The organism is Streptomyces sp. So13.3 (assembly GCF_005860785.2).
GTDB classification, from domain to species: domain Bacteria; phylum Actinomycetota; class Actinomycetes; order Streptomycetales; family Streptomycetaceae; genus Actinacidiphila; species Actinacidiphila fildesensis.
In genome coordinates, this window is record NZ_CP048835.1 from 4,247,693 (window position 1) to 4,261,406 (window position 13,714).

The following is a 13,714-nucleotide window of genomic DNA, read 5'->3' on the forward strand; positions in this document are numbered from 1 at the left end:
GGAGAGGTTTACAGGCACAGTGATGTGTGGGGGATGTTTCGTCCACTCTCCAGTGGGCATCGCTCGGGATCACGTCAGTCGGGAGTACGTCTGTGAGCGCCCTGTTCTCCATCCTGCTGGTGGTCGCGGTCATCGCCGTGGCCCTAGGTTCCGCCGCCCTGCTGTCCGCCCGCGGCCTGCGCCGTGAGCTCGCCGCCCTGCGCGGGGATCTCGCGCTCGCCGGCACCGCCGCCGTACCGGCTGCCCGGCCGGTTCCCGCCGACGAGATACGCGCCGCCGTCGCGGACGCGCTCGCCGACGAGCGGGAGCGTGAGCTCGCCGAGGCGCGGGCCTTCTGGGCCGAGCAGGAAGCCCGCGAGTCCGCGGACACCTCGTTCTTCCGTGGCGGCATGCCCGCCGCGGGCACCGACTACGCCGAGTACGAGATCCCGACGGTGCTGCCGTTCCTGCCCCGGCAGTCCGATCTGGCCGGGCTGGAGTCCGAGCTCGCCCTCCCGGCGCCGGGCTTCTTCCCGCACCCCTCGGCGGCGCAGGACCACGCCGACTACCCGGACTTCCCGGATCTGCACAGCGCCCCCAGCCCCTCCGTCGTCGCCAACCCGGACCAGACCGCCGAGCGCCTCACCGACCTCGCCGAGGGCCGCATACCGCTCTCCGACGTCCGCCCGGGCCCGCTCGGCACGCTGGACGTGTACGTCTTCGCGGACGGCACCACGCTCTGCATGACCCCGGGCCACCGTGAGACCGCCCTCCAGCTCTCCGAGGCCCTGGAGCGCGGTGAGGTCCCCGTCCTCCTCGGCGGCTCCGCCGTGGGCGGCGCGTACGCCCTGACGTTCACCTACGGCGACGAGAGCATCTTCATCCTGGCCGACCGGGTCGTCGCCTCCCTCTGAGCGCACCCGCCCCGTCCGACCCCTCCGACCCGTCAGACCTGTCGGATCCGTCAGACCCCCGAACGCCGAGCGGCCCCGTCGATACGGACGAGGGCCGCTTCGAGCACCTCGCCGCGCTCCGGGCGCTGTTCGAGCGCCAGTGCCAGGTCGTTCCCGGCCACCGCGATCTGGTCGCCCACGGTGAAGGCACCGTCGTCCGGGATCAAGGCCGGTTCCCGGCCGGGGAATTCAAGCCGCTGTGCTTCCGCGGCCAGCCATCGTGCCAGCTCAAGGCCGGTTTCGGCGGCCCCGCCGCGCAGCCGGCTCTGGGGCAGGGCGCGAAATCGGCTCGCCAATCGGTCAACGGCGGAGCGCAAAGGAGTGCAGTCGAGCATGTCGGCGAGCGTACCGGGGGCGTGTGTTCCGGCCACGCACTCACATCCGCCTGCCATGGATGGTTGCCAACGCCCCAACAGTCAGGCACGGTGAGATGACCGGACACCGTATACCGGAGGCGCCGATGTCCCAGATCTTCTCCGAGGAAACCCACCGGAACCTGCTCTCCCGCATCCCCCATTGCACCGGCCGAGAGGTACGCGACTGGCTCCGCGCAGTCGATGACGGCCCAGCCTTCCTCCGCTTCGACGAGAAAGTCAGCTGGCTCCGCAGCGAACACGACCTGTCCTACGGACATGCCAAGGCGATCGTCCACGAATACGACTTGAGGCGGGCAGCCCGCAATCTCCGGTAGCCCCGGGCGTACGACGACGGGCCCCCAGGAGGCACTGCCTCCTGGGGGCCCGTCAGGTACGAGGTGCTCGTACGGAGTCCTACCGCCGGATCAATCCCTGAGGATCGAGATCAGCCGCAGCATCTCCAGGTAGATCCACACCAGCGAGAGCGTCAGGCCGAACGCGGCCAGCCACGACTCGTTCTGCGGTGCGCCGTAGCGGACGCCGTCCTCGATCTGCTTGAAGTCGAGCGACAGGAAGAACGCGCCCAGGCCGATGCCGATGATGCCGACGATGATGCCCAGCGGGCCGCTGCTGCGCAGACCGCCCTCGGGAGCGGCGCCGAACGCGACGAACAGCAGGTTCACCAGCATCAGCAGCACGAAGCCGATGGCGACCGCCATGCCGATGCGCTGGTACCGCGCGGTGACGCGGATCAGCCGGGTCTTGTAGGCGATGAGCATGCCGACGAAGACCGCCATGGTGCCCAGCACCGCCTGGACCGGAGCCCCGGACCAGTACTGGTTGTACATCTTGCTGATCACGCCGAGGAAGACGCCCTCGAAGATCGCGTAGCCGATGATCAGCGCGGGGACCGGCGTCCGCTTGAACGCCTGGACCATGGCGAGCACGAACGCCACGATCGCCGCGCCGAACGCCAGGCCGTAGCTGGTGGTACTCACCGGCAGCACGGACCAGGCGACGATCGCACCGACGATCACGGTGCCCAGCGTCATACCCGTGCGCATGACGACGTCGTCCATCGTCATGCGCCCGGTCTGCGCGGGTCCGGCCGGCGGGGCCTGGTACATCTGCTGGAGCTGCTCGGGGGTGAGTTGCTGCTGGTCCGCCGTGGCGTAAGGATTGCCGCCCTGCGCGTACGGGTTACCACCCTGCGGCGCGTTCGGGTTTCCCTGCTGCGCGTACGGATTTCCCGACCCCTGCGGGGCCGCGCCCTGCTGCTGCGTGCCGAAGCCCGCGTATCCGTCCCCGCGGCTGAAGCCTCGCCGCGAGAAGACCGGGTTGCTGCTCCTCATCTCACTCCTCCATGGCCGCGCGTTACGGCGTTGCCTCAAGGGTAATGGGTTAGCAAAAGAGACGGAGTACCGCCGGAGGAGGATCTTCTGACGGGCGCCCCACGGGAGTTTTTGAGGTGCCCGGAGCCGGACTCGAACCGGCACGGCCATGAGGCCAGCGAGGTTTAAGCTCGCCGTGTCTGCGTTCCACCATCCGGGCGGGGGCGGGGTCTCGACGCAGGACGAGCGTATCGGGGTTACTGGGCCGAACAGGGCACGATCCGCGTCATGTTGTCTGATTTTAGGGGTACCTGACGCAGCCTCAAGTGGGCCTTGAGGGGGTGGATCGCGAGCCCCCGGGCCTTCACATGGCGCACACACGTCATTCGCATATGACGCGAAATCGATCACGCCCGACAGCCTCCCGGACACCACCCGGAGTCCCGCCGCGCCGTCACCGGGACCACGCTGACGGCGGATGACACCGGGCCTCAGGGCCCGGTGTCATCCGCAAGTAGTACAGCGGACCCCCCGGGTCCCTCCCAGGACTGCCCTCGGAACAGCAGTCTGGGCTGATCCCCGGAGCGGATCCGGCCGTCACGATGGAGTAGTCGTCGTTCACCCCACTTCAGGAGCCGCCCCGTGACCCCCACCGGAACCACTTCCCGCACCTCGATGGTGGCGGCCCGTGCCACGGACCTCAGCAAGGTCTACGGCGAGGGAGAGACCCGGGTCGTCGCTCTGGACGGTGTCTCGGTCGAGTTCCGGCGCGCGGAGTACACGGCGATCATGGGTCCGTCGGGCTCCGGCAAGTCCACGCTGATGCACTGCATGGCGGGGCTCGACTCGGTCTCCGCCGGGTCGGCGCGGATCGGTGAGACGGAACTGGCGTCGCTCAAGGACAAGCAGCTCACCCAGTTGCGCCGGGACAAGATCGGCTTCATCTTCCAGGCGTTCAACCTGCTGCCGACGCTCACCGCCGCCGAGAACATCACCCTTCCGATGGACATCGCCGGTCGCAAGGCCGACCAGCAGTGGCTCGCCCAGGTGATCGCCACGGTGGGGCTGGCCGACCGGCTGTCGCACCGGCCGAACCAGCTGTCCGGCGGCCAGCAGCAGCGTGTGGCGGTCGCCCGCGCCCTGGCGAGCAAGCCGGAGATCATCTTCGCCGACGAGCCGACCGGCAACCTGGACTCGCGCTCCGGCGCCGAGATCCTCGGCTTCCTGCGGAACTCGGTGCGTGAGCTGGGCCAGACGATCGTGATGGTCACGCACGACCCGGTCGCCGCGTCCTACGCGGACCGGGTGATCTTCCTCGCCGACGGCCGCGTCGTCGACGAACTGCACGACCCGACCTCGGACGGCGTCCTGGAGCGCATGAAGCGTTTCGACGCCAAGGGCCGCACCAGCTGAGCCGGGCGCACCCCGCCGCCCCCTCCGCACCCCAACACGCCCCCGACTCCGGCCTCCGGTTCCCCCAGCCCCTCAGTGGCCGCCCGCGCCGCAGCCCTGCCGTGGTGCCGCTCCGCCGTGCCTCCGCGCTGCCGTCGTGCCCCTCACGCACGCCCGCCGCACCGCCGCCCGACCGAACGAACCAGGACTGATCCCCATGTTCCGCACCGCCTTGCGCAACGTCCTCGCGCACAAGGCCAGGCTGCTGATGACCGTGCTCGCCGTCATGCTCGGCGTCGCCTTCGTCTCCGGCACCCTGGTCTTCACCGACACCATCGGCGACGCCTTCAAGAAGAGCTCCGCCAAGAGCTACGAGAACGTCTCCATCGCCGTGAAGCCCGGCTTCGCGGCCCGGTCCACGGGCACGGCCGGCCAGGACGAGCGGCCGCAGCTGACCCAGCGTCAGCTGGACACCGTGCGGGCACTGCCCGGCGCGGCCTCGGCCACCGGCAGCGTCTCCGGGTTCACCGCCGTCGCCGACAAGGACGGCAAGCTGATCGGCAACGGCTGGTCCACGCGGGGCGGGAACTACTCGGCCGGCAAGGACGGCACCGACTCCCGTTACGCGCTGACGGACGGCCGCGCCCCGCAGAAGCCGGAAGAGGTCGCGGTCGACAGCAAGACCGCCGACCGCGCGGACCTCCAGGTCGGCGACACCGTACGGATGTCCGTCAACGGGCCGGTCATGCACCAGACCGTCACCGGCGTCTTCGACACCGACGACGGCAACGTCGCGGCGGGCGGCAGCCTCGTCCTCTTCGACACCGCCACCGCGCAGAAGCTCTTCGCCAAGCCCGGCCAGTACGACGAGATCGACGTCCGGGCGGCGCCCGGCACCAGCCAGGCCGTGCTCAAGGCCGAGGCCGAGAAGGCACTGCCCGAGGGCACCGAGATCGTCACCGGACAGAAGCTGGCGGACGAGGAGGCCGCGCAGATCTCCCAGGCGATGAGCGGTCTGAACACCGGGCTGCTGGTCTTCGCCGGTATCGCGCTGTTCGTCGGCATCTTCATCATCGCCAACACCTTCACCATGCTGGTCGCCCAGCGCACCAAGGAGCTGGCGCTGATGCGGGCGGTCGGCGCGAGCCGCCGCCAGGTGACGCGCTCGGTGCTGATCGAGGCGTTCGTGGTCGGCCTGACCGCCGCCGTCGTCGGCCTCGTGACGGGCATAGGGATCGCGGTCGGCATGCGGTCACTGCTCGGCACGACCGGCGCGACGATGCCGGACGGACCGCTGGTCGTCGCTCCCGGCACGATCATGGCGTCGCTGGTCGTCGGTGTCGCCGTCACCATGCTCGCCGCCTGGCTGCCCGCCCGCCGGGCGTCCAGGATCGCGCCGGTCGCCGCGATGAGCAGCGTGCACGCCCCGGCCACCACCAGGAGCCTGGTGCTGCGCAACACCCTCGGCGCACTGCTGACCGGTGCGGGCATCGCCCTGGTGCTGGCCGGCGTGGGCATGGGCATGGACAGCGGCAAGCTGCCGCTGGGCGCCGGCGGCGGGCTGCTGCTGATCGGGGTGTTCGTGCTGACGCCGCTGCTGTCGCGTCCGGTCATCGCCGCGGCGGGACCGCTGCTGCGCCCGTTCGGCGTCACCGGCAAGCTCGCCCGGCAGAACTCGGTGCGCAACCCGCGGCGTACCGCCGCCACCGCGTCGGCGCTGATGATCGGCCTGACGCTGATCACCGGTCTCACGGTGATCGCGACCTCGGTCCAGAAGGGCATCGACAGGATCGCCGCGGACTCCATCAAGGCCGACTACACGATCAGCATGGTCAACCGCGTCAACGGCCTCTCCCCCGAGGTGGCGAAGACGCTGAGCGGGCTCGGCGACGTGACCGCGTCCAGCCCGATGCGGGAGGCCTGGATCGAGCTCGGCGGCGGCGACCACCCGGTGACCGGCGTCAACACCCGCTCCATCGCACAGCTCGTCAACCTCGACTTCACCAGCGGCTCGATCGGCGGGCTCGGCGGCACGACCGTCGTCGTGGACGACAAGACCGCGAAGGACGGCGGCTGGAAGGTCGGCGACGCCCTGCCGACCGTCTATGACGACAAGGCCAGGGGCACGCTGACGGTCGGCGGCATCTACCAGGGCAACAACATCCTCAACGGCGTCCTCGTCGACACCGCGACCCTCGACCCGCACCTGTCGAAGATCTCCGACACGCAGGTCATGGTGAAGACCGCCGACGGCGCGAGCGCCGCCACCAAGGACGCCATCGAGAAGGCGCTGGGCGACAACCCGGCGATCAAGGTGCAGGACAAGGCCGATATCTCCAACGAGGCCGGCGGCATGATCAGCATGATGCTGAACATGCTCTACGGGCTGCTCGCGATGGCCGTGATCGTCGCGGTCCTCGGTGTCATCAACACCCTGGCCATGTCGGTCTTCGAACGCTCCCACGAGATCGGCATGCTGCGGGCGATCGGCCTCGACCGCCGGGACGTCAAGCGGATGGTCCGGTTCGAGTCGCTGCTGATCTCGCTGTTCGGCGCGGTGCTCGGGATCGGGCTCGGGGTCTTCCTCGGCTGGGCCGCGGGCCGGCTGATCGCCGGCGGCATGGACACCTACACGATGGTCCTGCCGTGGGACCGGATCGCGATCTTCCTCGGCGGCGCCGCCGTGGTCGGGGTGCTGGCCGCGCTGTGGCCGGCCCGGCGCGCGGCCCGGCTCAACATGCTCAGCGCCATCAAGGCGGAGTAGCGGGCTCCGTGCATCGCCGCCGTGGGCTCTCCCGGATCCGTCCGGGAGAGCCCACGGCGCTGTTCAGGCCTTCGGCTGGCTGCTGGGAATGTCGTCCAATGAGCGTCGTCCGCCCGGAGGGCGGGGCCGGCGGGGCTTGGTGCGTGCGATCGCAAGGCGGAGGAGGGAGTCCATGCGGTGGGGGCACCTCCCAGCGGTAGCTGGGGGGAGGGAATTTGACGACACGACCTAGGGCCACGGCCGGGCCGGCGGCATGCCCGCCGCCCCGGAGGGCCTGGTCCTGACGGCCAGGACCTGGTTGACGCCGATACGGTTCTGCTCGAAGGACAGCGCGCTGGCGGCCATGTACAGCCGCCACACCCGCGCCCGTCCGGCACCGGTGAGCCGCACCGCCTCCTGCCAGTGGTCCTCCAGATTGCGCACCCAGGCCCGCAGCGTCAGCGCGTAGTGCTCCCGCAGCGCCTCGACGTCCCGCACCTCGAATCCGGCCTCCTCCAGCCGGGAGACGGTCGAGCCGACCGGCGCGAGCTCGCCGTCCGGGAAGACGTACCGGTCGATGAACTCGTCGACGTGGTACGCCTCCTCGTCCGCCCAGGGGCGGCGGGCGATCTGGTGGTTGAGCAGCCGGCCGCCCGGCCGCAGCAGGCCGTAGAGGTGGGCGGCGTACTCGCGGTACAGGTCGCGGCCGACGTGCTCCGCCATGCCGATCGACGAGATCGCGTCGTACGGGCCGTCCGCGACCGCCCGGTAGTCCTGGACACGGATGTCGATGCGATCGGTGAGCCCGGCCTCCGCGACGCGCTTGCGGGCGTACGCGGCCTGCTCGGTGGAGAGCGTGATGCCGACGGCGCGCACCCCGTAGTGCTCGGCGGCATGCAGCACCATCGAGCCCCAGCCGCAGCCGACGTCCAGCAGCGTCTGGTCGGGCCGGAGCGCCAACTTGCGGCAGACCAGGTCGAGTTTGGCGTACTGGGCCTCTTCGAGGGTGGTCTCGGGGTGCTCCCAGTAGGCGCAGGAGTAGACCATCGACGGGCCGAGGACACGCTCGTAGAAGTCGTTGCCGACGTCGTAGTGGTGACTGATGGCCTGCTTGTCGCGGCCCGGGCTGTGCAGCGGGCCGAACCGGCGGCGGGCCTCCTCGGGCGGCGGCGACGGTGGCAGCCCCGGCCCGGCGAGCACGAGGGCCTCGCGGGCCAACCGATAGGTGTGCGGGTTGCGCAACAGGTCCACCGCGCGGCGGAAACCGCCGGGGTGCGGTGCGCCGTCCTCGTCGGTGTCCCAGACGATGCCGGCGATCAGGTCCAGCGCCTCGTACAGATCGCCTTCGATGTCCAGGTCGCCGGCGACCCAGGCGCGGGCCAGTCCCAGCTCACCGGGCTTCCACAGCAGCCGGCGCAGCGCCCGGCGCCGCCGCATGACGAGCATGGGGGCGTCCGGGGGTCCGGCCTCGCTTCCGTCCCAGGCGCGGATGCGCAGCGGGAACGGTTCTCGTAGGGCTTTTTCAGCAAGGTCGCGCATGCGACGGGCCGCATCTGCCATGCGTACGAGCGTACGACGGACGGCCGTCGACGCGAGTGATTTTCCGGCCCAACCACCCGGGCGTCCCCGGGGGGTACGCCGAAGGGGCGCCCGCACCACGGATGGCGGACGCCCCTTCGGCCTTACGTTCGTGCGACCGGACCTGCCGGACCGGTGTGACTCGTCGTCAGGAAGCCTTGGCCTTCTCGGCTGCCTCGGCGGTGGCCGCGTTCGCCGGGACGGCCGCCTTCGCGGGGGCCGGGGCCGGACGGGCCGCCTCGTAGAACTCCTCGCGGGGGTTCTCCATGGCGCCGAGCGAGACGACCTCGCGCTTGAGGAACATCGCGAGCGTCCAGTCGGCGAAGACCCGGATCTTGCGGTTCCAGGTCGGGACGGCCATGCCGTGGTAGCCACGGTGCATGTACCAGGCCAGCCGGCCCTTGAGCTTGATCTTGGTCTTGCCGACCACGATCATCGCCACGCCCTTGTGCAGACCGAGACCGGCGACCGCGCCCTTGTTGGCGTGGGCGTAGGTCTGCTGCGGGAAGCCGCGCATCCCCGAGACCACGTTGTCGCCGAGGACCTTGGCCTGGCGCAGCGCGTGCTGGGCGTTCGGCGGGCACCAGGCGTTCTCGACGCCGGCCTTGCGGGCGGCGATGTCCGGGACCTGGGCGTTGTCGCCCGCGGCCCAGATGTAGTCGGTGCCCTGCACCTGGAGCTTCTCCGAGGTGTCCACGTGGCCGCGCGGGCCGAGCGGGAGACCGAAGCGGGCGAGCGCCGGGTTCGGCTTGACGCCCGCGGTCCACACGATCGTGGAGGCGTCGACCTCCAGACCGTTGGCGAGCACCACGTGCTTGTCGACACAGGACTTCATCGACGTGCTGAGGTAGACCTCGATACCGCGCTCGCGCAGGTGCTCAAGGCCCCACTCGCCGAGCTGCGGGCCGACCTCGGGGAGGATCTTGTCGGCGGCGTCGACGAGGATGAAGCGCATGTCCTCGCGCTTGACGTTCGGGTAGTACTTGGCGGCGTCGCGGGCCATGTCCTCGACCTCGCCTATGGTCTCCGCGCCGGCGAAGCCACCGCCGACGAAGACGAAGGTCAGCGCCTTGCGGCGGACGTCCTCGTCCGTCGTGGAGTCGGCCTTGTCGAGCTGCTCGAGGACGTGGTTGCGCAGGCCGATGGCCTCCTCGACGCCCTTCATACCGATGCCGTTCTCGGCCAGGCCGGGGATCGGGAAGGTACGGGAGACCGCGCCGAGCGCGATGATCAGGTAGTCGAAGGGCAGCTCGTAGGTCTCACCCACGAGCGGCTGGATCGACGCGACCTTGCGGTCCTGATCGATGTTCATCACGCGGCCGGTGAGCACCTCCGCACCGGGCAGCACGCGTCGGAGCGGGACGACGACATGGCGCGGGGAGATGCTGCCGGCGGCAGCTTCGGGAAGGAAGGGCTGGTACGTCATGTACGAGCGCGGGTCAACGACAGTGACCGTCGCCTCGCCGTACCGCATCTTCTTCATGATGCGGCGCGCCGCGTACAGGCCGACGTATCCGCCGCCTACTACGAGGATCCGTGGACGCTCCGAAGTGCTCATGGTTCGAGTATCCAGCACCTGATGGGGGGGTGCTCGTGAGCCCCTTCACAAGGTCCTGGACACCCTCTGCTACACTGCCCGGCCGCGTGACCAGGCCCACAGCCCCTAGAGGGAACCTGAGACCCGGACGGGCCGTTGAGCGCACCATCTGATCAGCGAAGATCGGCGCCCTTTGGGCATGTGTCCAAGGGGCTGTAACACCGCGGAAACACCGCGCCACAAGGGTTCCGAGGGGTCCCGGGCCCCCCGGCCTTGGAAAACTGGGCCGTAGGACCGGAACTTCATGTGAAGAGTTTCACAAACTTCGTGCTACGCGATGCTCCAGGCGATGCCGTCGAGGATGTCGTGCTCGCTCACGACGACCTCCTGGGCCCCGATCCGCTCCATGATCTGGAGCAGCACGAGCGCTCCCGCGCCGATCACGTCGACCCGTCCCGGGTGCATCACGGGGATGGCCGCGCGCTCCGCGTGGGTGGCCGCGAGGAGCTGTCCGGTGATCTCCCTGACCTGCTCCAGGGAGATCCGTGAATGGTGGATCGCGGACGAGTCGTACTCCGTCAGACCCAGCGCGACGGCCGCGACCGTGGTGACGGAGCCGGCCAGTCCGACGAGGGTGCGGGCCTGCTCCAGCGGGACGGAGGCGGCCGCCTCGTCGAGCGCGGCGTTGATGTCGGCCTTGATGGCGGTGATCCGGCCGAGCGTCGGCGGGTCGATGATCGTGCCGTCGTCGGCGGTCAGGTGCCGTTCGGTCATCCGCACACAGCCGATGTCGACCGAGCGGGCCGCGAGCACGCTGTCGTCGCCGACCACGAACTCGGTCGAGCCGCCGCCGATGTCGACCACGAGGTAGGGCTTCGCGTGGCCGTCGTGACCCGTCAGCTCCTTGGTGGCGCCGGTGAAGGAGAACTCGGCCTCCTGGTCACCGCTGATCACCTCGGGCTCGACGCCCAGGATGTCCACCACACCGCGGACGAAGTCCGCGCGGTTCTCGGCGTCGCGCGAGGCGGACGTCGCCACGAAGCGCAGCCGCTCCGCCCCGAGTTCCTTGATGACGGCGGCGTACTCACGGCAGGCCGCGAAGGTCCGCTCCAGCGCCTCGGGCGCCAGCCGTCCGGTGCGGTCCACGCCCTGCCCGAGCCGGACGATCGTCATCCGCCGGTCGAGGTCCTCGATCTCACCCGTGACCGGGTCGGCGTCGGCGACGAGCAGCCGGATGGAGTTGGTACCGCAGTCGATGGCCGCAACGCGTGTCACTTCTGCACCTCGTCGGTGGTCGCGGTGGCGCAGCCGCCGCTGACACAGGGGCCCTTGCGCCACCAGTCGGGCAGCATCGCGATGGCCTCGTCGCCCAGCGGGTTGACCCCGGGGCCGGCGGCGAGCGAGTGACCGACCAGGACGTGCAGGCACTTCACCCGGTCGGGCATGCCGCCCGCGCTCGGGAAGCCCTCCAGCACCTCGATGGCGTCCCGGCGGGTGATGTAGTCGTCGTGCGCGGCCCGGTACGCGGCGGCCAGCTCCGGGTCCTCGGCGAGCCGGGCCGTCATCTCCTTCATGACGCCGTCGGCCTCCAGGGTCCCGATGGCGGACGCGGCGCGCGGGCACGTCAGGTAGTACAGCGTCGGGAACGGCGTACCGTCCTCCAGCCGCGGCTGGGTCTCGACCACGTCCGGCTGTCCGCACGGGCAGCGGTGGGCGATGGCCCGCAGGCCGCGCGGCGGGCGGCCCAGCTGCTCCTTGAACGCGGCGATGTCGGCCTCGGTCGGCGTGGTGCGGGGGGTGGGCGCGGGGTGATCTGTCATGAGCCGTTCTCGATCGTGGAAGGTCAGCGGCGGGCGGTGCCCGGCTACCGCCGGGGGGTCCCGGCGGCGTCGGCGTGGTCGACGCTGTCCCAGAAATTGTCGTACCAGGGGCGGTGCGCGGCGGCCTCGTCCGAGGACCGGCGGCCGGCGGGGTCGCTGTCGGGGGCGCCGCTCGGGGTCGGGCTCACCACCGTATAGCCGGTCTCACCGGGCAGCATGAAGTGCAGCCGCTTGCGGGCCTGGGTCTTCACGTACTCGTTGTCCTGCCAGCGGGCCTTCTCCTCGCGCAGCTGCTCGACGCGCTGCTTGGCCTGCTGGGCCTCCTTGCGCTGGTCGGCGATGTCCGAGCGCTGGGCGATGTACTGCCGCATCGGATAGGCGAGAGCGACGATCAGCGCACAGAGCACGAGCGCCAGCAGCGCGGCCCGCCCGGTGAGCTTGCTGCGCCGGGGGGCGGGGCGCCTGGTCGCCGCGCGGTAGACGCGGGCCTGCGCCTCCTGGCCGATCGCCTTCAGCCGCGCCGCGGTGGAGAACCGATCCGCCCCCACGCCGTCTCCCCTCGTCCGCACGTACCTACGTCCCCGGCCACGGTACGGGACCGGGCGCGGGGACGTAGGTCAGACGTGCGGGCGGTGCCGCCGATCAGCCGTCGGACCGGCCGGGTCAGCCCTTGAAGCGGGGGAACGCGGAACGGCCGGCGTAGACCGCCGCGTCGTCCAGGATCTCCTCGATGCGCAGGAGCTGGTTGTACTTGGCGACGCGCTCGGAGCGGGCCGGGGCGCCGGTCTTGATCTGACCGCAGTTGGTGGCGACGGCGAGGTCGGCGATGGTGACGTCCTCGGTCTCACCGGAGCGGTGCGACATCATGCACTTGAAGCCGTTGCGCTGGGCCAGCTCGACCGCGTCGAGGGTCTCGGTGAGCGACCCGATCTGGTTGACCTTGACGAGCAGCGCGTTGGCCGAGCCCTCGTCGATACCGCGCTGCAGGCGCTCCGGGTTGGTGACGAAGAGGTCGTCGCCGACGATCTGGACCTTGTCGCCGAGCTTGGCGGTGAGAGCCTTCCAGCCCTCCCAGTCCTCCTCGTTCAGCGGGTCCTCGATGGAGACCAGCGGGTACGCGGCGACCAGCTCGGCGTAGTAGTCCGAGAGCTCGCCGGCGGAGATCTTCTTGCCCTCGAAGTCGTACGAACCGTCCTCGTTGTGGAACTCGGAGGCGGCGACGTCGAGCGCGAGCGCGATGTCCTGGCCCGGCTGGTAGCCGGCCTTCTTGATGGCCTCGACGATGAGGTCGAGCGCCTCGCGGTTGGAGTCGAGGTTCGGCGCGAAGCCGCCCTCGTCGCCCAGGCCGGTGGACAGCCCGCGCTCCTTCAGCACGCCCTTCAGCGTGTGGTAGACCTCGGCGCCCCAGCGCAGGGCCTCGGAGAAGGACTCGGCACCGATCGGCGCGATCATGAACTCCTGGATGTCCACGTTCGAGTCGGCGTGCGACCCGCCGTTCAGGATGTTCATCATCGGGACCGGCAGCACGTGCGCGTTCGGGCCGCCGAGGTAGCGGAAGAGCGGCAGGTCGGACGCCTCGGAGGCGGCGTGCGCGACGGCGAGCGAGACGCCGAGGATGGCGTTGGCGCCGAGCGAGGACTTGTCCGGGGTGGCGTCCAGGTCGAACATCGCCTGGTCGATCAGCCGCTGCTCGGTGGCGTCGTAGCCGACCAGCTCCGGGCCGATCTGCTCGATGACGGCGAGAACGGCCTTCTCGACGCCCTTGCCCATGTAGCGGCTCTTGTCACCGTCGCGAAGCTCCAGGGCCTCGAAGGCTCCGGTCGAGGCACCGGACGGCACGGCCGCACGGCCGGTGCTGCCGTCGTCGAGGCCGACCTCGACCTCGACGGTGGGGTTGCCTCGTGAGTCGAGGATTTCCCGGGCTACGACGACGTCGATGGACGGCACGAGTGTCTCCTTCAGGCTGTGTACAGCTGATGCGTGTCTCTCTGCTCTTGCGGCACGAGCCTAACCGCCCGGGGAGGG

Annotated in this window: 12 protein-coding genes and 1 tRNA gene; 4 read left to right on the plus strand and 9 right to left on the minus strand. The window is 70.3% G+C overall.

Translation table 11 applies throughout. The features are described 5' to 3' along the window. Window positions 1-92 precede the first annotated feature (92 nt). Window positions 93-893: a hypothetical protein gene (locus C8250_RS19065; protein ID WP_138356105.1), complete on the plus strand. Its 801-nt coding sequence runs from the start codon at window positions 93-95 to the stop codon at window positions 891-893. A gap of 50 nt (window positions 894-943) precedes the next feature. On the opposite strand, the gene C8250_RS19070 is transcribed toward C8250_RS19065, so the two are convergent. Next, the gene (locus tag C8250_RS19070; protein WP_138356139.1) at window positions 944-1,267 is read right to left on the minus strand and encodes a hypothetical protein; all 324 of its coding nucleotides are present in this window, start codon (window positions 1,265-1,267) and stop codon (window positions 944-946) included. Between the two features lie 125 nt (window positions 1,268-1,392). Here C8250_RS19070 and C8250_RS19075 point away from each other — a divergent pair, with 125 nt between their 5' ends. After that, window positions 1,393-1,623, plus strand: coding sequence for a DUF4287 domain-containing protein (locus C8250_RS19075; protein WP_138356104.1), 231 nt, complete (start codon window positions 1,393-1,395; stop codon window positions 1,621-1,623). Between the two features lie 90 nt (window positions 1,624-1,713). On the opposite strand, the gene C8250_RS19080 is transcribed toward C8250_RS19075, so the two are convergent. After that, on the minus strand, window positions 1,714-2,640 hold the full coding sequence (locus tag C8250_RS19080) for a Bax inhibitor-1/YccA family protein (RefSeq protein ID WP_138356103.1): 927 nt from the start codon (window positions 2,638-2,640) through the stop codon (window positions 1,714-1,716). A gap of 117 nt (window positions 2,641-2,757) precedes the next feature. Then, window positions 2,758-2,839: transfer RNA gene (locus C8250_RS19085), tRNA-Leu, on the minus strand. 455 nt (window positions 2,840-3,294) lie between these two features. Between C8250_RS19085 and C8250_RS19090 the strand changes: the two genes are divergently transcribed. Beyond that, a complete protein-coding gene (locus C8250_RS19090) occupies window positions 3,295-4,032 on the plus strand; it encodes an ABC transporter ATP-binding protein (protein WP_138356138.1) in 738 nt (245 codons plus the stop codon). A gap of 196 nt (window positions 4,033-4,228) precedes the next feature. Continuing rightward, complete coding sequence (locus C8250_RS19095; protein WP_138356102.1) at window positions 4,229-6,775, plus strand: FtsX-like permease family protein; 2,547 nt, start codon at window positions 4,229-4,231, stop codon at window positions 6,773-6,775. Window positions 6,776-7,003: 228 nt separating this feature from the next. On the opposite strand, the gene C8250_RS19100 is transcribed toward C8250_RS19095, so the two are convergent. The 6 genes from C8250_RS19100 to eno all read right to left on the minus strand — a co-directional run bounded on the left by C8250_RS19100 (window position 7,004) and on the right by eno (window position 13,636). Next, window positions 7,004-8,314, minus strand: coding sequence for a cyclopropane-fatty-acyl-phospholipid synthase family protein (locus C8250_RS19100; protein ID WP_138356101.1), 1,311 nt, complete (start codon window positions 8,312-8,314; stop codon window positions 7,004-7,006). A 166-nt stretch (window positions 8,315-8,480) separates the two neighbouring features. After that, window positions 8,481-9,890, minus strand: coding sequence for an NAD(P)/FAD-dependent oxidoreductase (locus tag C8250_RS19105; RefSeq protein WP_138356100.1), 1,410 nt, complete (start codon window positions 9,888-9,890; stop codon window positions 8,481-8,483). A gap of 309 nt (window positions 9,891-10,199) precedes the next feature. Then, entirely contained in the window at window positions 10,200-11,144 is a 945-nt protein-coding gene (locus C8250_RS19110) for a Ppx/GppA phosphatase family protein (protein ID WP_138356099.1), read from the minus strand. Beyond that, complete coding sequence (locus C8250_RS19115) at window positions 11,141-11,689, minus strand: DUF501 domain-containing protein (RefSeq protein ID WP_138356098.1); 549 nt, start codon at window positions 11,687-11,689, stop codon at window positions 11,141-11,143. Before C8250_RS19115 ends, C8250_RS19110 begins: the two co-directional genes overlap by 4 nt. Window positions 11,690-11,733: 44 nt before the next feature. Next, window positions 11,734-12,237: a septum formation initiator family protein gene (locus C8250_RS19120; RefSeq protein WP_138356097.1), complete on the minus strand. Its 504-nt coding sequence runs from the start codon at window positions 12,235-12,237 to the stop codon at window positions 11,734-11,736. A 115-nt stretch (window positions 12,238-12,352) separates the two neighbouring features. Continuing rightward, a complete protein-coding gene (gene eno, locus C8250_RS19125; RefSeq protein WP_138356096.1) occupies window positions 12,353-13,636 on the minus strand; it encodes a phosphopyruvate hydratase in 1,284 nt (427 codons plus the stop codon). Window positions 13,637-13,714: the final 78 nt, after the last annotated feature.

Bases quoted from the DNA above. Each gene is read 5' to 3' on its own strand.
- C8250_RS19080 (WP_138356103.1), bottom strand. From the start codon at position 2,640: ATGAGGAGCAGCAACCCGGTCTTCTCGCGGCGAGGCTTCAGCCGCGGG.
- C8250_RS19100 (WP_138356101.1), bottom strand. From the start codon at position 8,314: ATGGCAGATGCGGCCCGTCGCATGCGCGACCTTGCTGAAAAAGCCCTA.
- C8250_RS19090 (WP_138356138.1), top strand. From the start codon at position 3,295: ATGGTGGCGGCCCGTGCCACGGACCTCAGCAAGGTCTACGGCGAGGGA.
- C8250_RS19105 (WP_138356100.1), bottom strand. From the start codon at position 9,890: ATGAGCACTTCGGAGCGTCCACGGATCCTCGTAGTAGGCGGCGGATAC.
- C8250_RS19095 (WP_138356102.1), top strand. From the start codon at position 4,229: ATGTTCCGCACCGCCTTGCGCAACGTCCTCGCGCACAAGGCCAGGCTG.
- C8250_RS19075 (WP_138356104.1), top strand. From the start codon at position 1,393: ATGTCCCAGATCTTCTCCGAGGAAACCCACCGGAACCTGCTCTCCCGC.
- C8250_RS19070 (WP_138356139.1), bottom strand. From the start codon at position 1,267: ATGCTCGACTGCACTCCTTTGCGCTCCGCCGTTGACCGATTGGCGAGC.
- C8250_RS19115 (WP_138356098.1), bottom strand. From the start codon at position 11,689: ATGACAGATCACCCCGCGCCCACCCCCCGCACCACGCCGACCGAGGCC.